Genomic DNA, 15,710 nt, shown 5'->3' with positions numbered 1-15,710 from the left:
ATTAAGTCTGCCCGATCATCCCACAGAGACCTGATCGATAACCGCACCGCTCGAATTCGGACTGGATACCTTTGGCGACGTCACGAGAGATGCGGCCGGCGCCAAGATCACGCATGCGCAGGTGATCCGCAACGTCGTGGACGAAGCGGTGCTGGCCGACGAGCTCGGGCTCGACTTCATCGGGCTCGGCGAGCACCACCGCGCCGATTTCGCGATCTCCTCGCCGGAGACCGTGCTGGCCGCGGTCGCATCCCGCACCAGACGCATCCATCTCGGCTCCGCCGTGACGGTGCTGTCTTCGGACGATCCGATTCGCGTGTTCCAGCGCTTTGCCACGCTGGATGCGCTCTCGAACGGGCGCGCCGAGGTGATCCTCGGCCGCGGCTCGTTCACGGAGTCCTTTCCGCTGTTCGGCTTCGACCTGCGCAAGTATGAAGAGCTGTTCGAGGAGAAGCTCGATCTGTTCGCCGCGCTCCTGCCGCAGCAGCCGGTGACCTGGGACGGCAAGCTGCGTCCACCGCTGCGGGATCAGCTGGTCTATCCGCCGGTCGAGAACGGCACGCTCAAGACCTGGATCGGCGTCGGCGGCAGCCCACAATCGGTGGTCCGCGCCGCGCATTACGACCTGCCCTTGATGCTCGCGATCATCGGCGGCGATCCTGCGCGCTTTGCGCCTTATGTCGATCTCTATCACCGCGCCTTCAGGGAGTTCGGCCGCCCGGCCCAGCCGATCGGCGTGCATTCGCCCGGCTACGTCGCCGAGACGGATGCGCAAGCGCACGAGGAGTTGTGGCCCGACTACAAGGCCATGCGCGACCGCATCGGCAAGGAGCGCGGCTGGCCGCCGATGGGGCGCGACGAGTTCGTGAGCGAGGCCGAGCATGGTTCGCTCTATGTCGGCTCGCCGGAAACGGTGGCGCGGAAGATCGCGAAGACCGCGAAGGCGCTCGGGATCTCGCGGTTTCAGTTGAAGTATTCGGCAGGACCTTTGCCGCATGAGAAGCTGATGCGAAGCATCGAGCTCTATGGGCGGAAGGTGGTGCCGATGGTGCGGGAGATGATGGGGTAGCGGTTTGAGAGACAGTCTCAGTCGGCTTGCGATCACCAGAGTCTCTTCTTCGCGAAGGCGTGGCCAGAACCGGATTTCAAGTAACGCTCGAACACGCGTGCCTTCGCGATGTCCGAGAAGGCTACGTAAATTACCAGTCGCCAAGGAGCGAATTTCGACGTGTGGGGTGACTTACCTGCGTTGTGGTCTGCCAGGCGTTGCTTGAGATTCGCTGTCAGACCGATATATCGCTGACCTCCGAATGCTTCACTCTCCAGAAGATAGACGTAGTGCATCGATGCCGGCCCTTCTTCGCCAAGGCTTCGAAGGGCATCCTGCTTCGCGCAGCGAAAGGTTGCAATCCTGCGAAGCGCGTCAGCGCGAAGCAGGATGGTGGGGGAGGCAGGACTCGAACCTGCGAAGCCATGAGGCGGCTGATTTACAGTCAGGCATCTTGTGGTTTCAACGATTACCACGACGCCCCACATGAGACAAAAAATTCCCTTCCAATCAAGACTATAGCTCCCTATTGATAGCTGATGACATCTCCCGAAATACCACTACAGCTAGGTATTTTGTGGGGCTTAGAGTGGGGCTTGGAAGGGGGAGCTAATGAAAAGACCGCTTACTGCGTTGGCGATCGAGCACGCAAAACCGCGAGCGAAGCGCTACGCCCTACCCGATGTCGGTCATCCGGGCTTGCGGGTGCTGGTGTATCCGTCGGGGGTGCGGACGTTCGTCTACAGGTTCCGACGGGGTGACAAGCAAGACGTGACGGTAGTGCTTGGCCCTGCCAGCGGTCCCGGCGCGCTTACGCTTGTACAGGCCCGTGACGCGGCTGGTGATGCGCGCCGGCAACGCGCAATGGGCGCGGACCCGGCCGACCAGAAGCGTGCTACGCGCAAGGCGGAAGCCGCTAGGATTGCTGCGGAGGAGAAGGAAGCCCGGCGCCGGGAGGACACGGTCGCGAACGTGCTCGCGCGCTACTACGGCGACCATGCCGATGGATTGAAGTCCGGCCGGGAGGTGCGGCGGGTTCTCGACAAGGAATTAAAGGGTTGGGCCAAGAGGCGCGTGGACGACATCCAGCGCAGCGATGCAATCCGGGTTCTCGACACGGTCAAGGCGCGTGCGCCGATCCAGTCGAAGCGGCTCCGCGCGTATGGGCGGCACTTCTTTCAATGGTGCATCACCAAAGAACTGGTCGAAAAGAACCCGTTTGATGGAACCGCTGTCGTCAAGGAAGTTTCGCGTAAACGAATCCTCACCAACGGTGAATTGCGGCTCTTGCTGCGGGCAATCGAACGGCTCGAATGGCCCCGGCGTCAATTCGCCCATCTACTCTTGCTGACGGCGCAGCGGTTTAGCGAGGTCGCCAACATGGAATGGTTGAAACTCGACCTGACCAGCGACGCGCCGTTGTGGACCCTCCCTGACTCGAAGAACGGCAACCCTCATATCGTCCCTCTTGCGCCGGTCGCTGTCGAGATTCTGACGAGCATGGACCGGATCAAGGACTCGCCCCGTGTGTTCGCCTCGTTTTCTGCCACCCACGCCAAGGCGCGCATTGACGAAGTGATGTTGGAGATCGCGCGAGAAGACGCGGCGGCGGTCGGTGACGATCCAGACGAAGTTAGAATCGAGCCCTGGCGACTTCACGATTTGCGACGCACGGCCGCCACCACCATGCCCAATCTGGGGGTAGAGGTTGGGGTGGTTGAACGGGTGCTGAACCATCAAATGCGGGGCGTGATGGCTGTTTATCAGCTTCACACCTTTGCTGCCGAGAAGCGGCACGCGCTTAACTTATGGGCGGACTTCCTCGCCAATCTGATGGTGGCGCGCGAGTCGAACGTTGTGCAGTTCAAGGCGGGGGCGTGACATGGCAGACCTACCGTCTGTACTGGACACAGTACACAGCGAAATCGCTGTCATGGTGGAAGTTTTTGAACGGGATGGTGATGCTTCTGCCGCATGGCGCGCCTTTTCCCTCGGTCGCAAGTACGGCTGCGAGATTCCGGACTCAATCAATAAAGAAATCGATAGGTTTGCTGAGGCAGTCGGGGCGGTCGCTGACCTCGCATTTCAGGGGGACAATAAGGCGACAATCAGTAACGAAGAGGTCGGGTTGGTCTGGAAGAACTTCAAAGATCGCGACGCTGGGCCAGCCGTTTTTCGGGCGCGCCGCGATTATGATATTGCAGTTGACGCCGCGCGGCTGCGTCTCGCGGGATTCTCTGCCACTCACGTGACGGATGTCCTCACCAAACGGCACGGCATTAGCAAAACGACGCTCTACAACGCTCAAAAACGGTTCCCTGATATCCAGTACATGAGCCAAGCCGAACTCGACGGCCATCCCTATCATCGCGACGGATGAGCGACGGATGGTTTCCAACGAAGTGGGGCTAGTTAAATGAGACGACGAAGCCCCGCTCTCGCGATACCTCTTGGCATCTCATCAAACACCAAGAGGACCAACGTGAAGCAACTGATTAAGTCCGAAACCGTGCGCAGCAAGCTCGACATGCCGCAGTCAACTTTCGAGCGGCTGGTTAAGCTGCGAACGCACGGCTTCCCCGCGCCGATCTACATCAGCCGGTCTAGATTCTTCGATGCAGCGGAGATCGAGGCATGGCTCGCTACCCGTTCAGCGACCAATTCCAACGAATGCGCGGCGTAAGGGACGGCTGACCATGGACGACAACAACCCCAAAATCGGTTCGCCCGAATACCTGCGCCTGCTCGCAGACTGCCTCGGACGCGACGAAGAGGCCACGCTTGGCCCGACCGATCAGGCCTTGTGCAAGCAGGCGCTTCTCGACCGCGCCGACCTGATCGACGCCGGACTCGCCTGATACATCCCAGCAATAAGTATCAACGAAACGTTGCCACCGACGCGGCGTCTAGCGTCGCGTCGGTGTTTTTCTGCCTTATGCAAGAGGATTTTTGGCAGGGAGATCATAATGGCCTGTTCAACTATGTGACGGCGTGTTCGTTTGTTTTCACGAACGATTGGAGACCAAAAATGTCGAACTCAGCGCTGCTGCCTCAAGATGACCTCATGGCGGAACTTGGCGTGTCGCGGCCTACGTTGCAGCGGTATCGCCGTGAAGGCACTGGACCGGCTTGGTTCCGGCTTCCCGGCGGCGCGGTGCGTTACCGTCGATCGGATGTGGACCTATGGCTCGAAGCGCGGCGTGTTGCTGTCGCATAGCCCAAAAAAGCAAAACCCGCGCGCTGGCAGGCGGCGGGTGATGCGAAAAGGAAAGTCTGATGAAGCCCCATTTTTATAATCCCGACTCCAAGTGTGCGCAAGCGTGGCAGCGTTGGATCGAGTCTCCCGAGTACACGCCGATCAACGCTGACACGGTTCTCGGCGCAGCCCGCCAGTTTGACAAGCACATGCGCCGCCAGTCGCATCGCGACTACGAAATGCGCGTGTTTGCGGACGGCAGCGTGTTCTTCCGCAACACCGAGCGGCCGACGTTGAGGCGGCTTATCCCGCTCGCAGAAATCCAAAAGGCAGCGCGTGAGGTATTTTGGATGGACCCGCACCGCTCGCTTTGGCAGCACATCGCGGCGCTCTGGCTCTAAGCCATGCCTGATTCTTCTTCGTTCGAGTCCGCCGCGCTCGCGATGCACGGCAACGGCTACTCGCTGTTGCCGATCGGCGCTGGCACGAAATCCCCCGGCATCTATCGCGGCTTCGTCACCGATGAAGGCGATGGGCCGTGGTTCGGCTTGCCCGGCTGGCAGAGCTTCTGTACTGAGCGCGCATCCGCCGCCAAGCCCGCTGCTTGGGGAAGGATGGCCGAGCGCTACGGCGGGGGCATTGGCCTCGCTTGCGGCTTTGGTGGCTTGATCGCTGTCGATATTGACGACGACGCTTTGGTTGATCCGATCCTCGCGGTGCTGCCGCCGGTTATGGTGGCCAAGCGAGGCCGAAAGGGGCAGACGGCGCTATTTCGTGCCGTCGAGCCGTTGCCGTCTAAGAACTACCGCACCGCCGATAGGCGGGGGCTGCTCGATTTTCTGAGCGTCGGCAAACAGACGGTTTTACCGCCGACGATTCATCCCGACACCGACCGCCCGTATGAGTGGACGACTGAGCGGACGCTGCTCGATACCCAGCTAGAAGAGCTTCCGGCGTTCACTGGCGCCCATCTCGACGCGATGGAGGCAATCCTCCGTGCGCATGGGTGGGATGAACCCGCCCCTCGCCAGCCGCGTGGCGAGGCTGTAGAGCGGCCTGCGCAGGGCACGACGGCCGACTACATGCTGTGGCATGACGATGTGAATACGGTGGCGCTCTCGAATTTGGCCGCCTGGGCTCCTGCGCTTTTGCCGGGGGGCCGCTGGCGCGGGCCGACGTACCGGGTGGTCGCACCTTGGCGTTCGTCCGGCTCGGGCCGCGAGATGTCGAAGCGCAATCCGAACCTGTCGTTTCATCCGAGCGGCATTCAGGACTTCGGCACCATGGAGACCTTCACGCCGATCAAGGTAGTCGCCAAGGCGCGCGAGATCAGTTACGGCGAGGCGCGCGACTGGCTCCGCGACAAGCTCGGCCTCCCTGACGTGCCGCTAATCCATTTGCGCAATGGCGCGTCGGCATCGGCGGTGGTGCCGAGCTATCCAGACCAGCGTGTCCCCCTTGACGAGGCAACCGCGCGTCTTCAGACGCTAACCGGCCCCGAGCTTGCCAACGCCATTTTGAACGGCATCGCTGTTCGGAATCAGGCGGCACTCAAGCCGCCGCTGATCCTGCCGGTGCATCCGGTCACGGCGGTCCGGGTCGAGGCCGGTGTGGGCAAGACCCATACGGCGATTGAGGCCATTGCGAAGCTGACCCGGCTTGGCCGCCGATTTGTTTACATTGTCCCCCGCCACGACCTGGCGGACCAAGTTGCGGCTGGGCTCGCGGCGCATGGCGTCCGTGCTGAAGTCTATCGCGGTTATGAACGCCCCGACCCGCTCGCGCCCAACCATCCCATGTGCCGGAACTTTCCGGCCTATAAAGCCGCGCGTGACCTTGGCGTCAGCATCCGGGACTCCGTGTGCGAGCGCCGGATCGATAACAAGATCATCCGGTGCCCGCTTGCGAAGGCGTGCGGCATGGAACGCCAGCGCGAGGCGCGTCCGTCCGTATGGGTCACCCCGGCAGCGTTGCTGTACACGAAGCGACCTGACTTCATTTTCCCGCCCGACGCGGTCGTGATCGACGAATCGTTCATTGACGGCGCAATCGGCGATCCGGTGAAGGTCGATGTAGCAGCGCTGCTCGGATCAAAGATCGAAGGCTGTAGCGACGAAGACCACGACGCGGTCGAGCGATTCCGCCACCGCCTTGCCGCCGCGATCAAGGCGAACGGCGACGGCCCGTTGGCCCGCGCCGCGCTAATCGACCACGGGATTGATGCCGAAGTCGCCAACGCGGTCGGTTGGCTAGAGCAACGCCGCGTCACTTCCACGATCTTGCGCCCCGACATGCGGGAAAGCGAACTCACGACTGCCACCTATCGCCATGCTGCACGGAACAAGCTTGCGCGGGACGCCGGGACGCTTTGGCGGGAGATCGCGATCTTTCTTGAGGAATGGAAGATCGAGTCCACCATTGGCGACCGATCGCAATCGGGGCGCGTTACGGTCGAGGGCGGCAAGGTGTCTGTGACCCCGCTGCGGACGGTGCATCCGTCATGGCGTGATGCGCCGACGCTGGTTCTCGACGCCACCGCGCCGCCGGCTTCGCTGATCGCGATTGCGCTTGGTGAAATCCAAACCCCCGACCTTCCGCCGGTGGTGACTGAACAGCCGGTTGTTGCCGCCAAGTGGCCGGATCACGTTCGGGTGCGGCAGATCATCGGCGCCCCGGTCAGCATGTCGAAGCTAGGCTTATGGGAGGCGCCCAAGCCGCGCAACGTGCTGGACGTTGTCCGGTTCGTTCGGCTCCGGGCTGCCTTGGCCGCGCCCTCCCAGATCGGTGTCGTCACCTATAAGGGCGTGCTTGATCAGATCGCCGGGCAGCTTCCGGCCAACGTGATCGCTCGGCACTTTGGGGCGCTGGCCGGCATGAACGATATGCAAGACGTTGCCGGGCTGATCGTGATCGGGCGTCCTGCCCCCAGGCGGTCCGCCGTTGAAGCCTTGGCGTCGGTCTTCGCTGGGCGTCCGGTATCCGGTGGCGAAGGTCATTTTTTCGATAAACATCCGGGCGGTATCCAGCTTGCTGACGGCTCCGTTGTCGCGACTACGATTGATCGCCACCCTGAGCCGATTGCGGAGGCGCTGCGCTGGCGGATCACCGTGGGCGAACTGCTTCAGGCGGTTGGTCGATTGCGCCCCCACCGGCACTCCGAACCGTGCTGGCTGGACATTCTGTGCGACGTGCCGCTGCCGGTCACGGTTCATGAAGTGGCGCGGTGGGACGGGGTGGCCCCTGGGCCGACCGCTGACATGGCGGCGGAAGGCGGGGTTCTGACGAACAGCCGGGACGCCGGGTTGGCGTTCGGAACGACGGACTGGGGTGCGCGAGGAGTCGGTGGTTTCTCTATAGAGTCTCTTATTAGAGATTCCACCGACTCCTCGCCCGTCCGAAAGTTCACCTACCAGAAGGCCGGTCCCGGCCAGAAGCGATGCACCGGCTGGTATCTTCCCGGCATCCTGCCGGGCGGTGTCCCCGCCCTCCGGGTGTGGCTGGAAGAGCGGCTGGGACCGCTGGCCAGCCTGGAGGTTGAGCGGATGCCGTCGCGCGCCACCTTCGCTAGGATCGGTCGGGAGACGGTAGGTCGCTTGAAGTCGGCAACTGCATTTTCGCCCGCATTGGAAGCGATCGCGGCGTTCTTTGACGACATCGAACAGAATACCGTCAAAGCTGACCCCTGACGCGTAGCGCGCTATGCGGCATGTTTGGGTGCGGAGACATAGAAGCTCGCGGTGGCGCACGCTAGGGCCAATGCAAGACTTGCAACCAGCGCGGCGAAATAGCTGCCGGTCAGGTCCACGCTGAACGCGAATGGAAGCGGTCCGAAGGCCGCGCCGCTGATCCCGAAAACAAAGGAGGCGCCTCTGATCGCCCCCAAATGGTCCCTTCCGAAATAGTGTGCGAAGCCCGCAGCGCTGATCGCCTGCTGCGACCCGTAGGTCGCTCCAAGTGACATCGCATACACCCATCCGACAAGGGCGCCCTCTCCGGCGATCGGAAGAAGCGAGGTGAGGGCAAGCAGGATCATGGCAAACGGAACGAGCCTTCTCGGTTCGTACCGGTCGAGCATGGCACCCGTACTCAAGGTAAACGCTGCCTGAACGGCTGCATACGCGATCAGGACAGTCACCGCTTGGCTGCGATCGACACTCATTGCTTCCATTATCGAGAAGTGGTTGAGCAGGAGGGCCGTTCCGACCGCGTTCGTCAAAAATCCGATCGCGCACAACAACCAGAACGCCCCGGTCCGAAGTGCTTCGGCCCGCGTGAAGGACGCTTCTTTCTCAGTAACATTGGCGATGGGCGGAAGGCCGGCATCGACGGTCATCCCGTATTTTTCGGGACGGTCCCTAAACAATGAGATCGCGATAGGAAGCATCGTGGTAGCTATTAGCGCTGCGACTCCGAGATAGGCTCCGCGCCAGCCGAAAGTTGCGATCAGCGAGTTGAAGATGGGTGGGAATGTCATAGAGCCTGCCGCCAGGCCGATGCTCGCTGCGGCGGCTGCGATTCCGCGGCGATGGACAAACCACAGATTGACGACTTGTTGGCTCGCTAAGCTCAGCCCGCCAATTGCCGTGCCGCGCAACAGAGCGAAGCCCAGAAAAAGCATTATTGTCGATTGGACCGCCGCCATGTAGAGGCAGGCTGCCGTCAACCCAGCCACTATTATCGTCCCCGCAATGCGAGGGCCGCGGTGATCGATCCATTTTCCGATGATGGGTGCCGGCAAAATTCCGGCCAGCGTTCCCATCGTATAAGCGACCGAGACCGTCGTTCGAGAGATGTCAAGCTCGTCGATAATTGGATCGATGAAGACGGACACGCCGGCTGTTTGTCCGGGCAAGGTCATGAATGACCCAACAGTACCAGCCAGCAGGATTATCCACCCGAAATGAATTGGCGAGCCCCGCACTAGTGTCCCCACCGTTGCGCCAGCGGATGTCGGAACATCGCATGGAGGATGATTGGAAGCCCAATCGCCAATGGCAGAAGCCAGTACATGAAATGCGGAAGCTCCCGCCACACAGGCAACTGTTTGCCGTTATCGACGTAGAAGGCAACGAGCATCAGGACGTACGATGATCCCATTCCGGCGACGTGGAGCCTTACCGAATCCGGCCAATGGCGCTGAAGCATGGCTCGCCCGAACCAAGCAGCCGCGAATGAGAGAAGGCCGAGTGCGAAGAGGTGATAATTCTCGGCCCAGCGCATGATCGCCAAGATCGTCGCCGAACTGAACAGCGCCAGTTGCCCCCAGAAATAGATTGTCCCCGCGTCTGAATGCCGTCCACGTCCTTTCGGCAGCAGCATCGCCACCGCCCCCGAGATCACGCAGAGTAGGCCAAGCGGGATGTGGACTGCGAAAACGATCGCGAGAAATAGCGGATCAACAGAAGGAACTTCGATCCCAGCAATGATTGTGCTGCCGTTCATGCCCAGGCATCCGTCGCAGGCTTTGACATCACTATAAGACTAGAGATATAGATATATCATGGCAAGTCGAAGAGATGCGGAGGAGCAGAAGGCGGCGGATGCACTCGCGGCGCTTGGCAGCCGCACCCGGTTGCGGGTGTTCAAGGCGCTCGTTCGGGCAGGCCCGCAGGGCGTCAACATCGGCACTTTGCAGCGCCACCTCGGCGTCCCCGCCACAACGCTGTCCCACCATCTGACCACCCTGAGTCACGCCGGCCTGCTCTCGCAGCAGCGCGTTGGCCGCGAGGTAATCTGTACGGCCGACTACAAGGCGCTTCACTGGGTTCTGGAATATGTGGAAGCCGAATGCTGCGAGGGCATTGAAAACGGCGCAAGCGAAAGAGCTAAAGTGGAAGCCTGATTGCGGGCAAGCGTGAGACGAATTGAGATGTCTGCTTGTTGCTCGCAGGCGAAGATCGCGATGGCCTCCGGCACGTCAGTGGCGATGCTAGACTGGACGCGATGGCGAGACGGCCCAAATCGGCCGCGAATGACCCAGAGTGGCCCCCGCCGGAGTGTGCTTCATAGGTTAAATTTGCGGTGTCCAGACTGTCGCGCCGCGCTATAAGGATTTCTATGCTGCTGCAATCGACCCTAACCTGTCCGGTCTGCCACCATCAGGCCATAGAGATCATGCCGACCGACGCTTGCCAGTATTTCTACGACTGCGCGGCGTGCGGTACGAGGCTTAAGCCCAAGCCGGGCGACTGTTGTGTATTCTGCTCTTACGGCACGATGCCGTGTCCGCCTATCCAAGAGAACGGCAAGGGCGCTTGCTGCGGATAAGTCCGCTGTAGCCGCGTCACCTGGCGGCTGCATATCGCCTTCGCGGCCACGAGTAGATCGAAAGCGGTGATCGAAGCCTCCAGAGCGCAATTTGACCCGTAGGAGACGTGACATGTCCACGAACGCTGCCATTGCCGCCGCCGACCGATTCTGAAGTCCTTTGTGGGAATCGGTTGGAAAGGCAAAAACAAAACCGAAGCCGCGATCTGCCTTTCGCTTCGCTCAGTTAGAAGCCCGTCGCAAGCTTGGTAAGCCACTCGGGGATGAGCCACATCACCCCCGCCTCGACCGGTTTATCGGCACCCGTCAGGATAATTAGGCCGGTTGCCGCCAGCACCAGGCCCAGGATGAACTTGCCTTTGGCTCCACTTCGTAGGAGCTGGCCGCGCCAACGCATCATTGCTTCGCGTGAGACAAATCCCAGTACCAGCAATGGCAGGGCAGTGCCAATCGCAAATGTCAGCATGATGAGGCTGACCTGCCCAAGGTCTTTGCCTTGTGCTGCGAGCACCGATGCTGCGCCGAGAGTCGGCCCCACGCATGGCGTCCATATGGCGCCCAGCAAGAGCCCGACGCCGAACTGTCCACTAAATCCCTTCCGGCTGCCGCCAAACGATCGATCGACCCATGTGCTCATTGGGCCGGTCGCAAGTGCAAGCCGCGCCTGAAGTGGCGGAAGCGTGAGCACCACGCCAACGATGATTAGCAGGCTGGCGGCGAGCTTGCGGAAGAACTCACTGTCCAGGCCGATGGCAAAGCCAATCGTCGCGACGAAGAGGCCAAGCGCGAGGAACGACAACGCTAGGCCAGCGGCGAGAGCAAGCGGTCCAAGTCGGTGTTCACTAACCGCCGTGCCCAGCACCATTGGCACCAGTGGCAGAACGCACGGCGAAAAGATCGACAGGACGCCCGCAACGAACGCCAGACCGAGCGTTGCCAATTCCATGGTGACTACAGCGCCTTCTTCATGAGATTTTCAATTGCGTCGCGCTTCGTGATGCCAACCGCGCGAGTGATCTCTCCCTTGTCTTTGAAGACCACCAGAGTGCTTTGCTTTTGCACCTTGAGGGCACGCAAGGCGTCCTTTTGAGTATCGTAGTCGACGTCGAAGATTGTCAGCCCGGCATACTCCGACTGCCCGGCAAGAGCAGCGACGATCGGCTTCTGCGCACGACATTCCCCGCACCACGGCGCGGTGACATGCACCAATATGGGCTTCCCTGCTACAAGTGCAGCGTCGAAGGCCTTCGACTCAAATACCATGCGCTCAGCAGCGAGAGATTGGGTGACGGAGGCGAACAGGATTGCTGCTAGAAGAATGGCGGTTCGTTTGATCATTGCTATGCAAGCTCCTTTGCTTTGGTTTGGTGGAAGTTGACTGTATCCGGTGCGAAGTGCGCGAATAGTTCGTGCGCTGCCTCAACCGCATCTTCGGGCGCGGTGATGCTTAGGTGGACGCCGCTTGCGCTCTCTCTCAAGTCGAACTGCATAAACCCGCAGCAAGCCTGTTCCTTGCGGACCATTTCCCTGACGCGTCCAGCGGCGCTGGGTGCGTAGGTCAAATGCAGCGTGAGACCTTCCAGGCGGGCTTCTCGCAGCGTCTCGCGGGCGAGGTCGCGAATCCAGGTTGTCCGTTCCTTGAAATCGCCCGCACTCAGTGTGCAGGCAATCGGGGGCTTCTCAGCGCTGCCGCATCCGCATGACGATGTGTTGGCGGCTTTATCAGCGGGCGCAAGGCGGAAGAGCCAGTAACCGACCATGCCGACCATGGTTGCAAGTGCGATCCATTGCAGCGCGCCCGAGAGAGTGGCCGCCAGTGCTGAACCGGCCAGGAATGCGCCTGCCCCTGGCAGGGCGCAGCATGCGGCGCAGGCCGCGCCGATGCCGAGAATTTTAAGAGAGGCTTTCACGTTGTCGTGCCTTGTCTGATTGATGTTGCGGCAAGCCTACATCCTCAAGTAACTTGAGGTTCAAGGAGAAAATTTATGAGCAAGTCCAATGGCATGACTATCGGCGGGCTCGCGGCGCATACTGAGTGCAGCGTACCGACGATTCGCTATTACGAAGAGGTGGGTTTGCTCCCCAAAGCGTCCCGTCGCGAAAGCGGCCACCGAATCTATGGTGAGGCCGATCTGCGGCGCTTGACGTTCATTCGTCGTTGCCGAGACTTTGGCTTTCCAGTCGAACAAATCCGTTTGCTGGTCGAGTTGACCGCCTCGCCTGACCATGATTGCAGGGCTGCGCGTGATCTTGCCAGCACGCAACTTACCGAGGTTCGCAAGAAGCTGAAGGAGCTGCGCGAGTTAGAGCGTAGCCTGAATGGCTTCGTCAATGCGTGCGACGCGCGATGTGCGGGTGGGCCGGCAGGTGAGTGCGTAATCCTCGAAGATCTGGCGATGCCCAAGCAGGGCTCATGCTGTGGCAGTACGAGAGTTGCAAAGGCTAAGCAGTGCTGCGCTTCCTAGCGCGGCGCCGCGATGATTATTCCGGCTCCAACCAACGAAACGCTGGCGCCGATGACATCCCAGCGGTCGGGGCGCAAACCCTCGACCCCCCAAAGCCACGCGAGCGACCCAACAATATAAATTCCGCCATATGCCGCATAGGCGCGTCCAGCGGCGGCGCTATCAACCAGCGTCAGCAGATAGGCAAACAGGACAAGTGACGCGCACCCCGGCGCCAACCACCAACCTGACTTATCCATGCGCAGCCACGCCCAAAAGGCAAAGCATCCGGCGATTTCAGCGATTGCGGCTCCGATATAGGCAAGAGGTGTCGTCATTTGCGCTCCAGTTTGTCGCTCTCTTCTATCATTAAATCTGGCGCCCCAAAGATGCGATGTAAGGACTATTAACGACACAGCGGGTGTCCTGCTCGTCACTGCGCCTGATTGTGGCCCATCCGCGAACTCGCACAACATTCGCCAATGCGACGCTGTTTGCTGACAAGCGGACATCGGTCGCGAATTAACTCTCTGCCAACGGCAGTTGTCGAGACATCTTGCAAATCTGCAACACTTCGGGTCCTTCCGGGGCGGCTCCCCATGCGGGTGACGCGCGACCGCCCGATCTGGCTAGATATAAAATTTCAAGAGTGACTTTCTGTTCTCGAATGCACTTCTGTCTCCAAACTAGAGGCATGCGCAGTGGCTACCGGATTGGGCTGTAGCGGATTAGCCCATTATCCGACCCTGAAGGCAGTTCAATCGCCTTCAGGATGACCCGATGCCCGCGACCAATCCGCTGTATCCGCCCAATTTCCGCGCGGCGCCAATTTCCCCCTCCACCCGGAAGCGGCGCAGAAATCCGCGCACCGTCTCGATGCCCGAGCACGTCGGGCCGTTCGCGAGACTCGTCTTTGCCGAGATGGCCCGCCAGCGAGTGACCTACGACTCGCTTGAAGAGCGCAGCGGCGTGCGTAGGGCCACGCTGAAGGCTTGGAGAAAGAAGAATCGCCCCGGCTTAGAGAGCATTGAAGCGGCCCTGGCAACGCTGGGATTCGGGCTTGTACCCGTCGCCGCTCTTGAAGCACTGGACCATCCTGAACTCGCGGGCGAACTCACTGCGCTCGCGCTCAAGATGCGAATGAATATCCCGCAGACCTGGGCTGCTCTGATCGACATCGGCGTCGAGCAGAAGCTTCTCCGCATGCGAGCGGACGAGCGTGCCGCCATTCTGGCCGAGTACGAATCGCGCCTCGCTGGCATCCCCGCCAACGATAACCAGAAGCGCCGCCGTAAAGCGGCTTAAGGGATACCGAAACAGTCCCGACAGCGGTCCCTGATTTTCCCATACTGCTCCCGTTACTTGGTTCTCCTCCTCACCAAGTAATGGGTGAAACCGAGGCCGGTGCGTTTGATTGCCAGATGCACCGGCCACTTTTCAGATAGGAAGTCATGTCCGACGTTTTTCTCTCGCGCACCCAGGCCGCAAAGCGGATCGGTCGTTGCGCGAAGACCCTCCGCAGCCTCGCCAAGCGTGGCGAAGGTCCGCCGTTTCTGTTGATCGGTGACCGCCCCGCTTATCCGGCCGATCGGCTTCAAGTCTGGCTCGCAAGCGGCGGAGACGCCGCATGACCCGCCGTGATGAACTTATGCGCGCCGTGCAAACCGCCACGGCGAACTACGCCGCCGCAAAGGAGCGTCATACTTACGCGCGCAAGATGGCCGCGCTCGGCATGGGCGCCGATGTCTTTGGCACCTGCAATCTTGAGGCGCGCGCCTACTCGGAATGGCTCCGCGCGACCGACGCTCTCCAGAATTATCGAGGCTAAGCCAATGAATATGATCTCCAAGCTGTTCGCTCCTAAGACGTCCATTACCTCCGCAACGATCCGCGCCGAGATCGAACGGGCCGAAGTCGAAATCAATTCGCGCCGGGGCCAGCTTGACCGCGTGCTTGCCGGTATTGCTCTCATGACCGATAGCCAGCATGGGCAAGCCGAGGCCGACGCGGCAGCGATCAAACGTGCGATCCTGCGACTTGAAGCGCGCGCAAATCATCTGGCCGCCGAACTTCCGAACGTGGTCGCGGCTGAGGAAGCCGCCGCCAAGGTGGCCGCCGACGACGCATTGCGCCAGCGTGCAGAAGCCGCGCGGAAGGCGAACACCAAAGAAGCCGCTAAGCTGCTTGCGGACTATGCCGTCAATGCTACTCGGCTTTCGGAAGTAATCGCGAAACTGAATGCACTCGACGTCGAAACGGCGGCCGTGAACGCCGCGTTGCGGTCCAATCCCGTCGCCGAAAGCGTTCTGGGATATGACGCGATCCACCGGAGGAGTGCCGACCGTCCGGCCGGCGAGCGACGAACGGTGCGGAAGTGCTGGGTCTATCGTTATCCTGGCTCCCCTCGCGATACGGACAAGGTCAAGTTTCAGTATGAATCCCCGCACGAAGTAGTGCGGCAGGCGGATATCGGCCCTGACGGCGAAGCAATCCCGGTGCCGGCGGTCCAACACGACTATTACAATCGCGTGCTCACCATCATTCCCACCCTTGAGGATCGGGAGGTCGTTGTCGAGCGCGTTTCCTTCCGACCCGGCCAGACCGAAGCGCCCCTGTCATCGGTCCGGCTCCCGCCTGCATTTTCGGGTGAGCCCTCTATTTGGCCGCGTAGATAACTTGCGGCCCTAACTCGAAATTCGATTACACCATCCCGCCCAATCGACGGGACGGTCTAAATCAATTGGCGCCAGGCAAC

The 15,710-nt window shown here is 60.9% G+C and carries 22 protein-coding genes; 14 read left to right on the top strand and 8 right to left on the bottom strand.

The features are described 5' to 3' along the window. The first annotated feature begins 37 nt into the window (after window positions 1-37). Window positions 38-1,069 (top strand): LLM class flavin-dependent oxidoreductase, encoded by a 1,032-nt coding sequence (locus EDE08_RS24350; protein ID WP_131871098.1) that lies wholly within the window; start codon window positions 38-40, stop codon window positions 1,067-1,069. 32 nt (window positions 1,070-1,101) lie between these two features. Here EDE08_RS24350 and EDE08_RS39675 read toward each other — a convergent pair whose 3' ends face one another. After that, complete coding sequence (locus EDE08_RS39675) at window positions 1,102-1,536, bottom strand: GIY-YIG nuclease family protein (RefSeq protein WP_502700633.1); 435 nt, start codon at window positions 1,534-1,536, stop codon at window positions 1,102-1,104. Window positions 1,537-1,660: 124 nt separating this feature from the next. On the opposite strand from EDE08_RS39675, the gene EDE08_RS24340 reads away from it, so the two are divergent. The 7 genes from EDE08_RS24340 (at window position 1,661) to EDE08_RS24315 (ending at window position 7,930) form a co-directional block, all read left to right on the top strand. Further along, on the top strand, window positions 1,661-2,929 hold the full coding sequence (locus EDE08_RS24340) for a tyrosine-type recombinase/integrase (protein ID WP_131871099.1): 1,269 nt from the start codon (window positions 1,661-1,663) through the stop codon (window positions 2,927-2,929). Window position 2,930: 1 nt separating this feature from the next. Next, the gene (locus EDE08_RS24335; protein WP_131871100.1) at window positions 2,931-3,428 is read left to right on the top strand and encodes a hypothetical protein; all 498 of its coding nucleotides are present in this window, start codon (window positions 2,931-2,933) and stop codon (window positions 3,426-3,428) included. A gap of 102 nt (window positions 3,429-3,530) precedes the next feature. Next, window positions 3,531-3,731 carry a helix-turn-helix transcriptional regulator gene (locus tag EDE08_RS24330; RefSeq protein ID WP_131871101.1) on the top strand — a complete coding sequence of 67 codons (201 nt, stop codon included), beginning with the start codon at window positions 3,531-3,533 and terminating at the stop codon, window positions 3,729-3,731. Between the two features lie 13 nt (window positions 3,732-3,744). Beyond that, window positions 3,745-3,906, top strand: coding sequence for a hypothetical protein (locus EDE08_RS38585; protein ID WP_165936142.1), 162 nt, complete (start codon window positions 3,745-3,747; stop codon window positions 3,904-3,906). Between the two features lie 77 nt (window positions 3,907-3,983). After that, the gene (locus tag EDE08_RS39670; RefSeq protein WP_502700632.1) at window positions 3,984-4,265 is read left to right on the top strand and encodes a helix-turn-helix transcriptional regulator; all 282 of its coding nucleotides are present in this window, start codon (window positions 3,984-3,986) and stop codon (window positions 4,263-4,265) included. A gap of 59 nt (window positions 4,266-4,324) precedes the next feature. Further along, window positions 4,325-4,645 carry a hypothetical protein gene (locus EDE08_RS24320; protein WP_131871103.1) on the top strand — a complete coding sequence of 107 codons (321 nt, stop codon included), beginning with the start codon at window positions 4,325-4,327 and terminating at the stop codon, window positions 4,643-4,645. Window positions 4,646-4,648: 3 nt separating this feature from the next. Continuing rightward, window positions 4,649-7,930 (top strand): bifunctional DNA primase/polymerase, encoded by a 3,282-nt coding sequence (locus EDE08_RS24315; protein ID WP_131871104.1) that lies wholly within the window; start codon window positions 4,649-4,651, stop codon window positions 7,928-7,930. 11 nt (window positions 7,931-7,941) lie between these two features. Here EDE08_RS24315 and EDE08_RS24310 read toward each other — a convergent pair whose 3' ends face one another. Beyond that, entirely contained in the window at window positions 7,942-9,102 is a 1,161-nt protein-coding gene (locus tag EDE08_RS24310) for an MFS transporter (protein ID WP_131871105.1), read from the bottom strand. Between the two features lie 62 nt (window positions 9,103-9,164). Continuing rightward, window positions 9,165-9,686, bottom strand: coding sequence for a DUF2306 domain-containing protein (locus tag EDE08_RS24305; RefSeq protein WP_131871106.1), 522 nt, complete (start codon window positions 9,684-9,686; stop codon window positions 9,165-9,167). 58 nt (window positions 9,687-9,744) lie between these two features. Between EDE08_RS24305 and EDE08_RS24300 the strand changes: the two genes are divergently transcribed. Both EDE08_RS24300 and EDE08_RS39145 read left to right on the top strand, forming a co-directional pair. After that, window positions 9,745-10,086 (top strand): ArsR/SmtB family transcription factor, encoded by a 342-nt coding sequence (locus EDE08_RS24300; protein WP_131871107.1) that lies wholly within the window; start codon window positions 9,745-9,747, stop codon window positions 10,084-10,086. A 215-nt stretch (window positions 10,087-10,301) separates the two neighbouring features. Then, window positions 10,302-10,511: a GDCCVxC domain-containing (seleno)protein gene (locus tag EDE08_RS39145; protein ID WP_131871108.1), complete on the top strand. Its 210-nt coding sequence runs from the start codon at window positions 10,302-10,304 to the stop codon at window positions 10,509-10,511. 226 nt (window positions 10,512-10,737) lie between these two features. On the opposite strand, the gene EDE08_RS24290 is transcribed toward EDE08_RS39145, so the two are convergent. From EDE08_RS24290 to EDE08_RS24280, 3 genes are read right to left on the bottom strand one after another with little or no spacing between them, the layout of a single operon-like run. Continuing rightward, window positions 10,738-11,457, bottom strand: a complete 720-nt coding sequence (locus EDE08_RS24290) for a cytochrome c biogenesis CcdA family protein (protein WP_131871109.1) — start codon at window positions 11,455-11,457, stop codon at window positions 10,738-10,740. A 5-nt stretch (window positions 11,458-11,462) separates the two neighbouring features. Beyond that, window positions 11,463-11,849 carry a thioredoxin family protein gene (locus EDE08_RS24285; RefSeq protein WP_131871110.1) on the bottom strand — a complete coding sequence of 129 codons (387 nt, stop codon included), beginning with the start codon at window positions 11,847-11,849 and terminating at the stop codon, window positions 11,463-11,465. Between the two features lie 2 nt (window positions 11,850-11,851). After that, window positions 11,852-12,421 carry a hypothetical protein gene (locus tag EDE08_RS24280; RefSeq protein ID WP_131871111.1) on the bottom strand — a complete coding sequence of 190 codons (570 nt, stop codon included), beginning with the start codon at window positions 12,419-12,421 and terminating at the stop codon, window positions 11,852-11,854. 75 nt (window positions 12,422-12,496) lie between these two features. Here EDE08_RS24280 and EDE08_RS24275 point away from each other — a divergent pair, with 75 nt between their 5' ends. After that, window positions 12,497-12,976, top strand: coding sequence for a MerR family transcriptional regulator (locus EDE08_RS24275; protein WP_245524874.1), 480 nt, complete (start codon window positions 12,497-12,499; stop codon window positions 12,974-12,976). On the opposite strand, the gene EDE08_RS24270 is transcribed toward EDE08_RS24275, so the two are convergent. Next, window positions 12,973-13,293 (bottom strand): YnfA family protein, encoded by a 321-nt coding sequence (locus EDE08_RS24270; protein ID WP_131871112.1) that lies wholly within the window; start codon window positions 13,291-13,293, stop codon window positions 12,973-12,975. The genes EDE08_RS24275 and EDE08_RS24270 overlap by 4 nt on opposite strands. Before the next feature lie 442 nt (window positions 13,294-13,735). Between EDE08_RS24270 and EDE08_RS24265 the strand changes: the two genes are divergently transcribed. After that, the gene (locus tag EDE08_RS24265; protein ID WP_131871113.1) at window positions 13,736-14,260 is read left to right on the top strand and encodes a hypothetical protein; all 525 of its coding nucleotides are present in this window, start codon (window positions 13,736-13,738) and stop codon (window positions 14,258-14,260) included. A 53-nt stretch (window positions 14,261-14,313) separates the two neighbouring features. Here EDE08_RS24265 and EDE08_RS24260 read toward each other — a convergent pair whose 3' ends face one another. Beyond that, on the bottom strand, window positions 14,314-14,553 hold the full coding sequence (locus tag EDE08_RS24260) for a hypothetical protein (RefSeq protein WP_131871114.1): 240 nt from the start codon (window positions 14,551-14,553) through the stop codon (window positions 14,314-14,316). 29 nt (window positions 14,554-14,582) lie between these two features. On the opposite strand from EDE08_RS24260, the gene EDE08_RS24255 reads away from it, so the two are divergent. Beyond that, window positions 14,583-14,783, top strand: a complete 201-nt coding sequence (locus EDE08_RS24255) for a hypothetical protein (RefSeq protein ID WP_131871115.1) — start codon at window positions 14,583-14,585, stop codon at window positions 14,781-14,783. 4 nt (window positions 14,784-14,787) lie between these two features. After that, window positions 14,788-15,630: a hypothetical protein gene (locus EDE08_RS24250; RefSeq protein ID WP_131871116.1), complete on the top strand. Its 843-nt coding sequence runs from the start codon at window positions 14,788-14,790 to the stop codon at window positions 15,628-15,630. The last annotated feature ends 80 nt before the right edge of the window (window positions 15,631-15,710 follow it).

The sequence above is a fragment of the Bradyrhizobium sp. R2.2-H genome (genome assembly GCF_004346455.1).
Lineage (GTDB): Bacteria > Pseudomonadota > Alphaproteobacteria > Rhizobiales > Xanthobacteraceae > Bradyrhizobium > Bradyrhizobium diversitatis.
The sequence above is the reverse complement of the archived record's forward strand: the minus strand, read 5'-3'. Positions and strand labels throughout refer to the sequence as shown.

Coding starts and splice junctions, on each gene's coding strand:
- EDE08_RS24285 (WP_131871110.1), bottom strand. CDS start 11,849: ATGATCAAACGAACCGCCATTCTTCTAGCAGCAATCCTGTTCGCCTCC.
- EDE08_RS24255 (WP_131871115.1), top strand. CDS start 14,583: ATGACCCGCCGTGATGAACTTATGCGCGCCGTGCAAACCGCCACGGCG.
- EDE08_RS24305 (WP_131871106.1), bottom strand. CDS start 9,686: ATGAACGGCAGCACAATCATTGCTGGGATCGAAGTTCCTTCTGTTGAT.
- EDE08_RS24270 (WP_131871112.1), bottom strand. CDS start 13,293: ATGACGACACCTCTTGCCTATATCGGAGCCGCAATCGCTGAAATCGCC.
- EDE08_RS38585 (WP_165936142.1), top strand. CDS start 3,745: ATGGACGACAACAACCCCAAAATCGGTTCGCCCGAATACCTGCGCCTG.
- EDE08_RS24265 (WP_131871113.1), top strand. CDS start 13,736: ATGCCCGCGACCAATCCGCTGTATCCGCCCAATTTCCGCGCGGCGCCA.
- EDE08_RS39675 (WP_502700633.1), bottom strand. CDS start 1,536: ATGTGGGGCGTCGTGGTAATCGTTGAAACCACAAGATGCCTGACTGTA.
- EDE08_RS24250 (WP_131871116.1), top strand. CDS start 14,788: ATGAATATGATCTCCAAGCTGTTCGCTCCTAAGACGTCCATTACCTCC.
- EDE08_RS24340 (WP_131871099.1), top strand. CDS start 1,661: ATGAAAAGACCGCTTACTGCGTTGGCGATCGAGCACGCAAAACCGCGA.
- EDE08_RS39145 (WP_131871108.1), top strand. CDS start 10,302: ATGCTGCTGCAATCGACCCTAACCTGTCCGGTCTGCCACCATCAGGCC.
- EDE08_RS24275 (WP_245524874.1), top strand. CDS start 12,497: ATGAGCAAGTCCAATGGCATGACTATCGGCGGGCTCGCGGCGCATACT.
- EDE08_RS24300 (WP_131871107.1), top strand. CDS start 9,745: ATGGCAAGTCGAAGAGATGCGGAGGAGCAGAAGGCGGCGGATGCACTC.
- EDE08_RS24315 (WP_131871104.1), top strand. CDS start 4,649: ATGCCTGATTCTTCTTCGTTCGAGTCCGCCGCGCTCGCGATGCACGGC.
- EDE08_RS24310 (WP_131871105.1), bottom strand. CDS start 9,102: ATGACCTTGCCCGGACAAACAGCCGGCGTGTCCGTCTTCATCGATCCA.
- EDE08_RS24320 (WP_131871103.1), top strand. CDS start 4,325: ATGAAGCCCCATTTTTATAATCCCGACTCCAAGTGTGCGCAAGCGTGG.
- EDE08_RS39670 (WP_502700632.1), top strand. CDS start 3,984: ATGCAAGAGGATTTTTGGCAGGGAGATCATAATGGCCTGTTCAACTAT.
- EDE08_RS24335 (WP_131871100.1), top strand. CDS start 2,931: ATGGCAGACCTACCGTCTGTACTGGACACAGTACACAGCGAAATCGCT.
- EDE08_RS24290 (WP_131871109.1), bottom strand. CDS start 11,457: ATGGAATTGGCAACGCTCGGTCTGGCGTTCGTTGCGGGCGTCCTGTCG.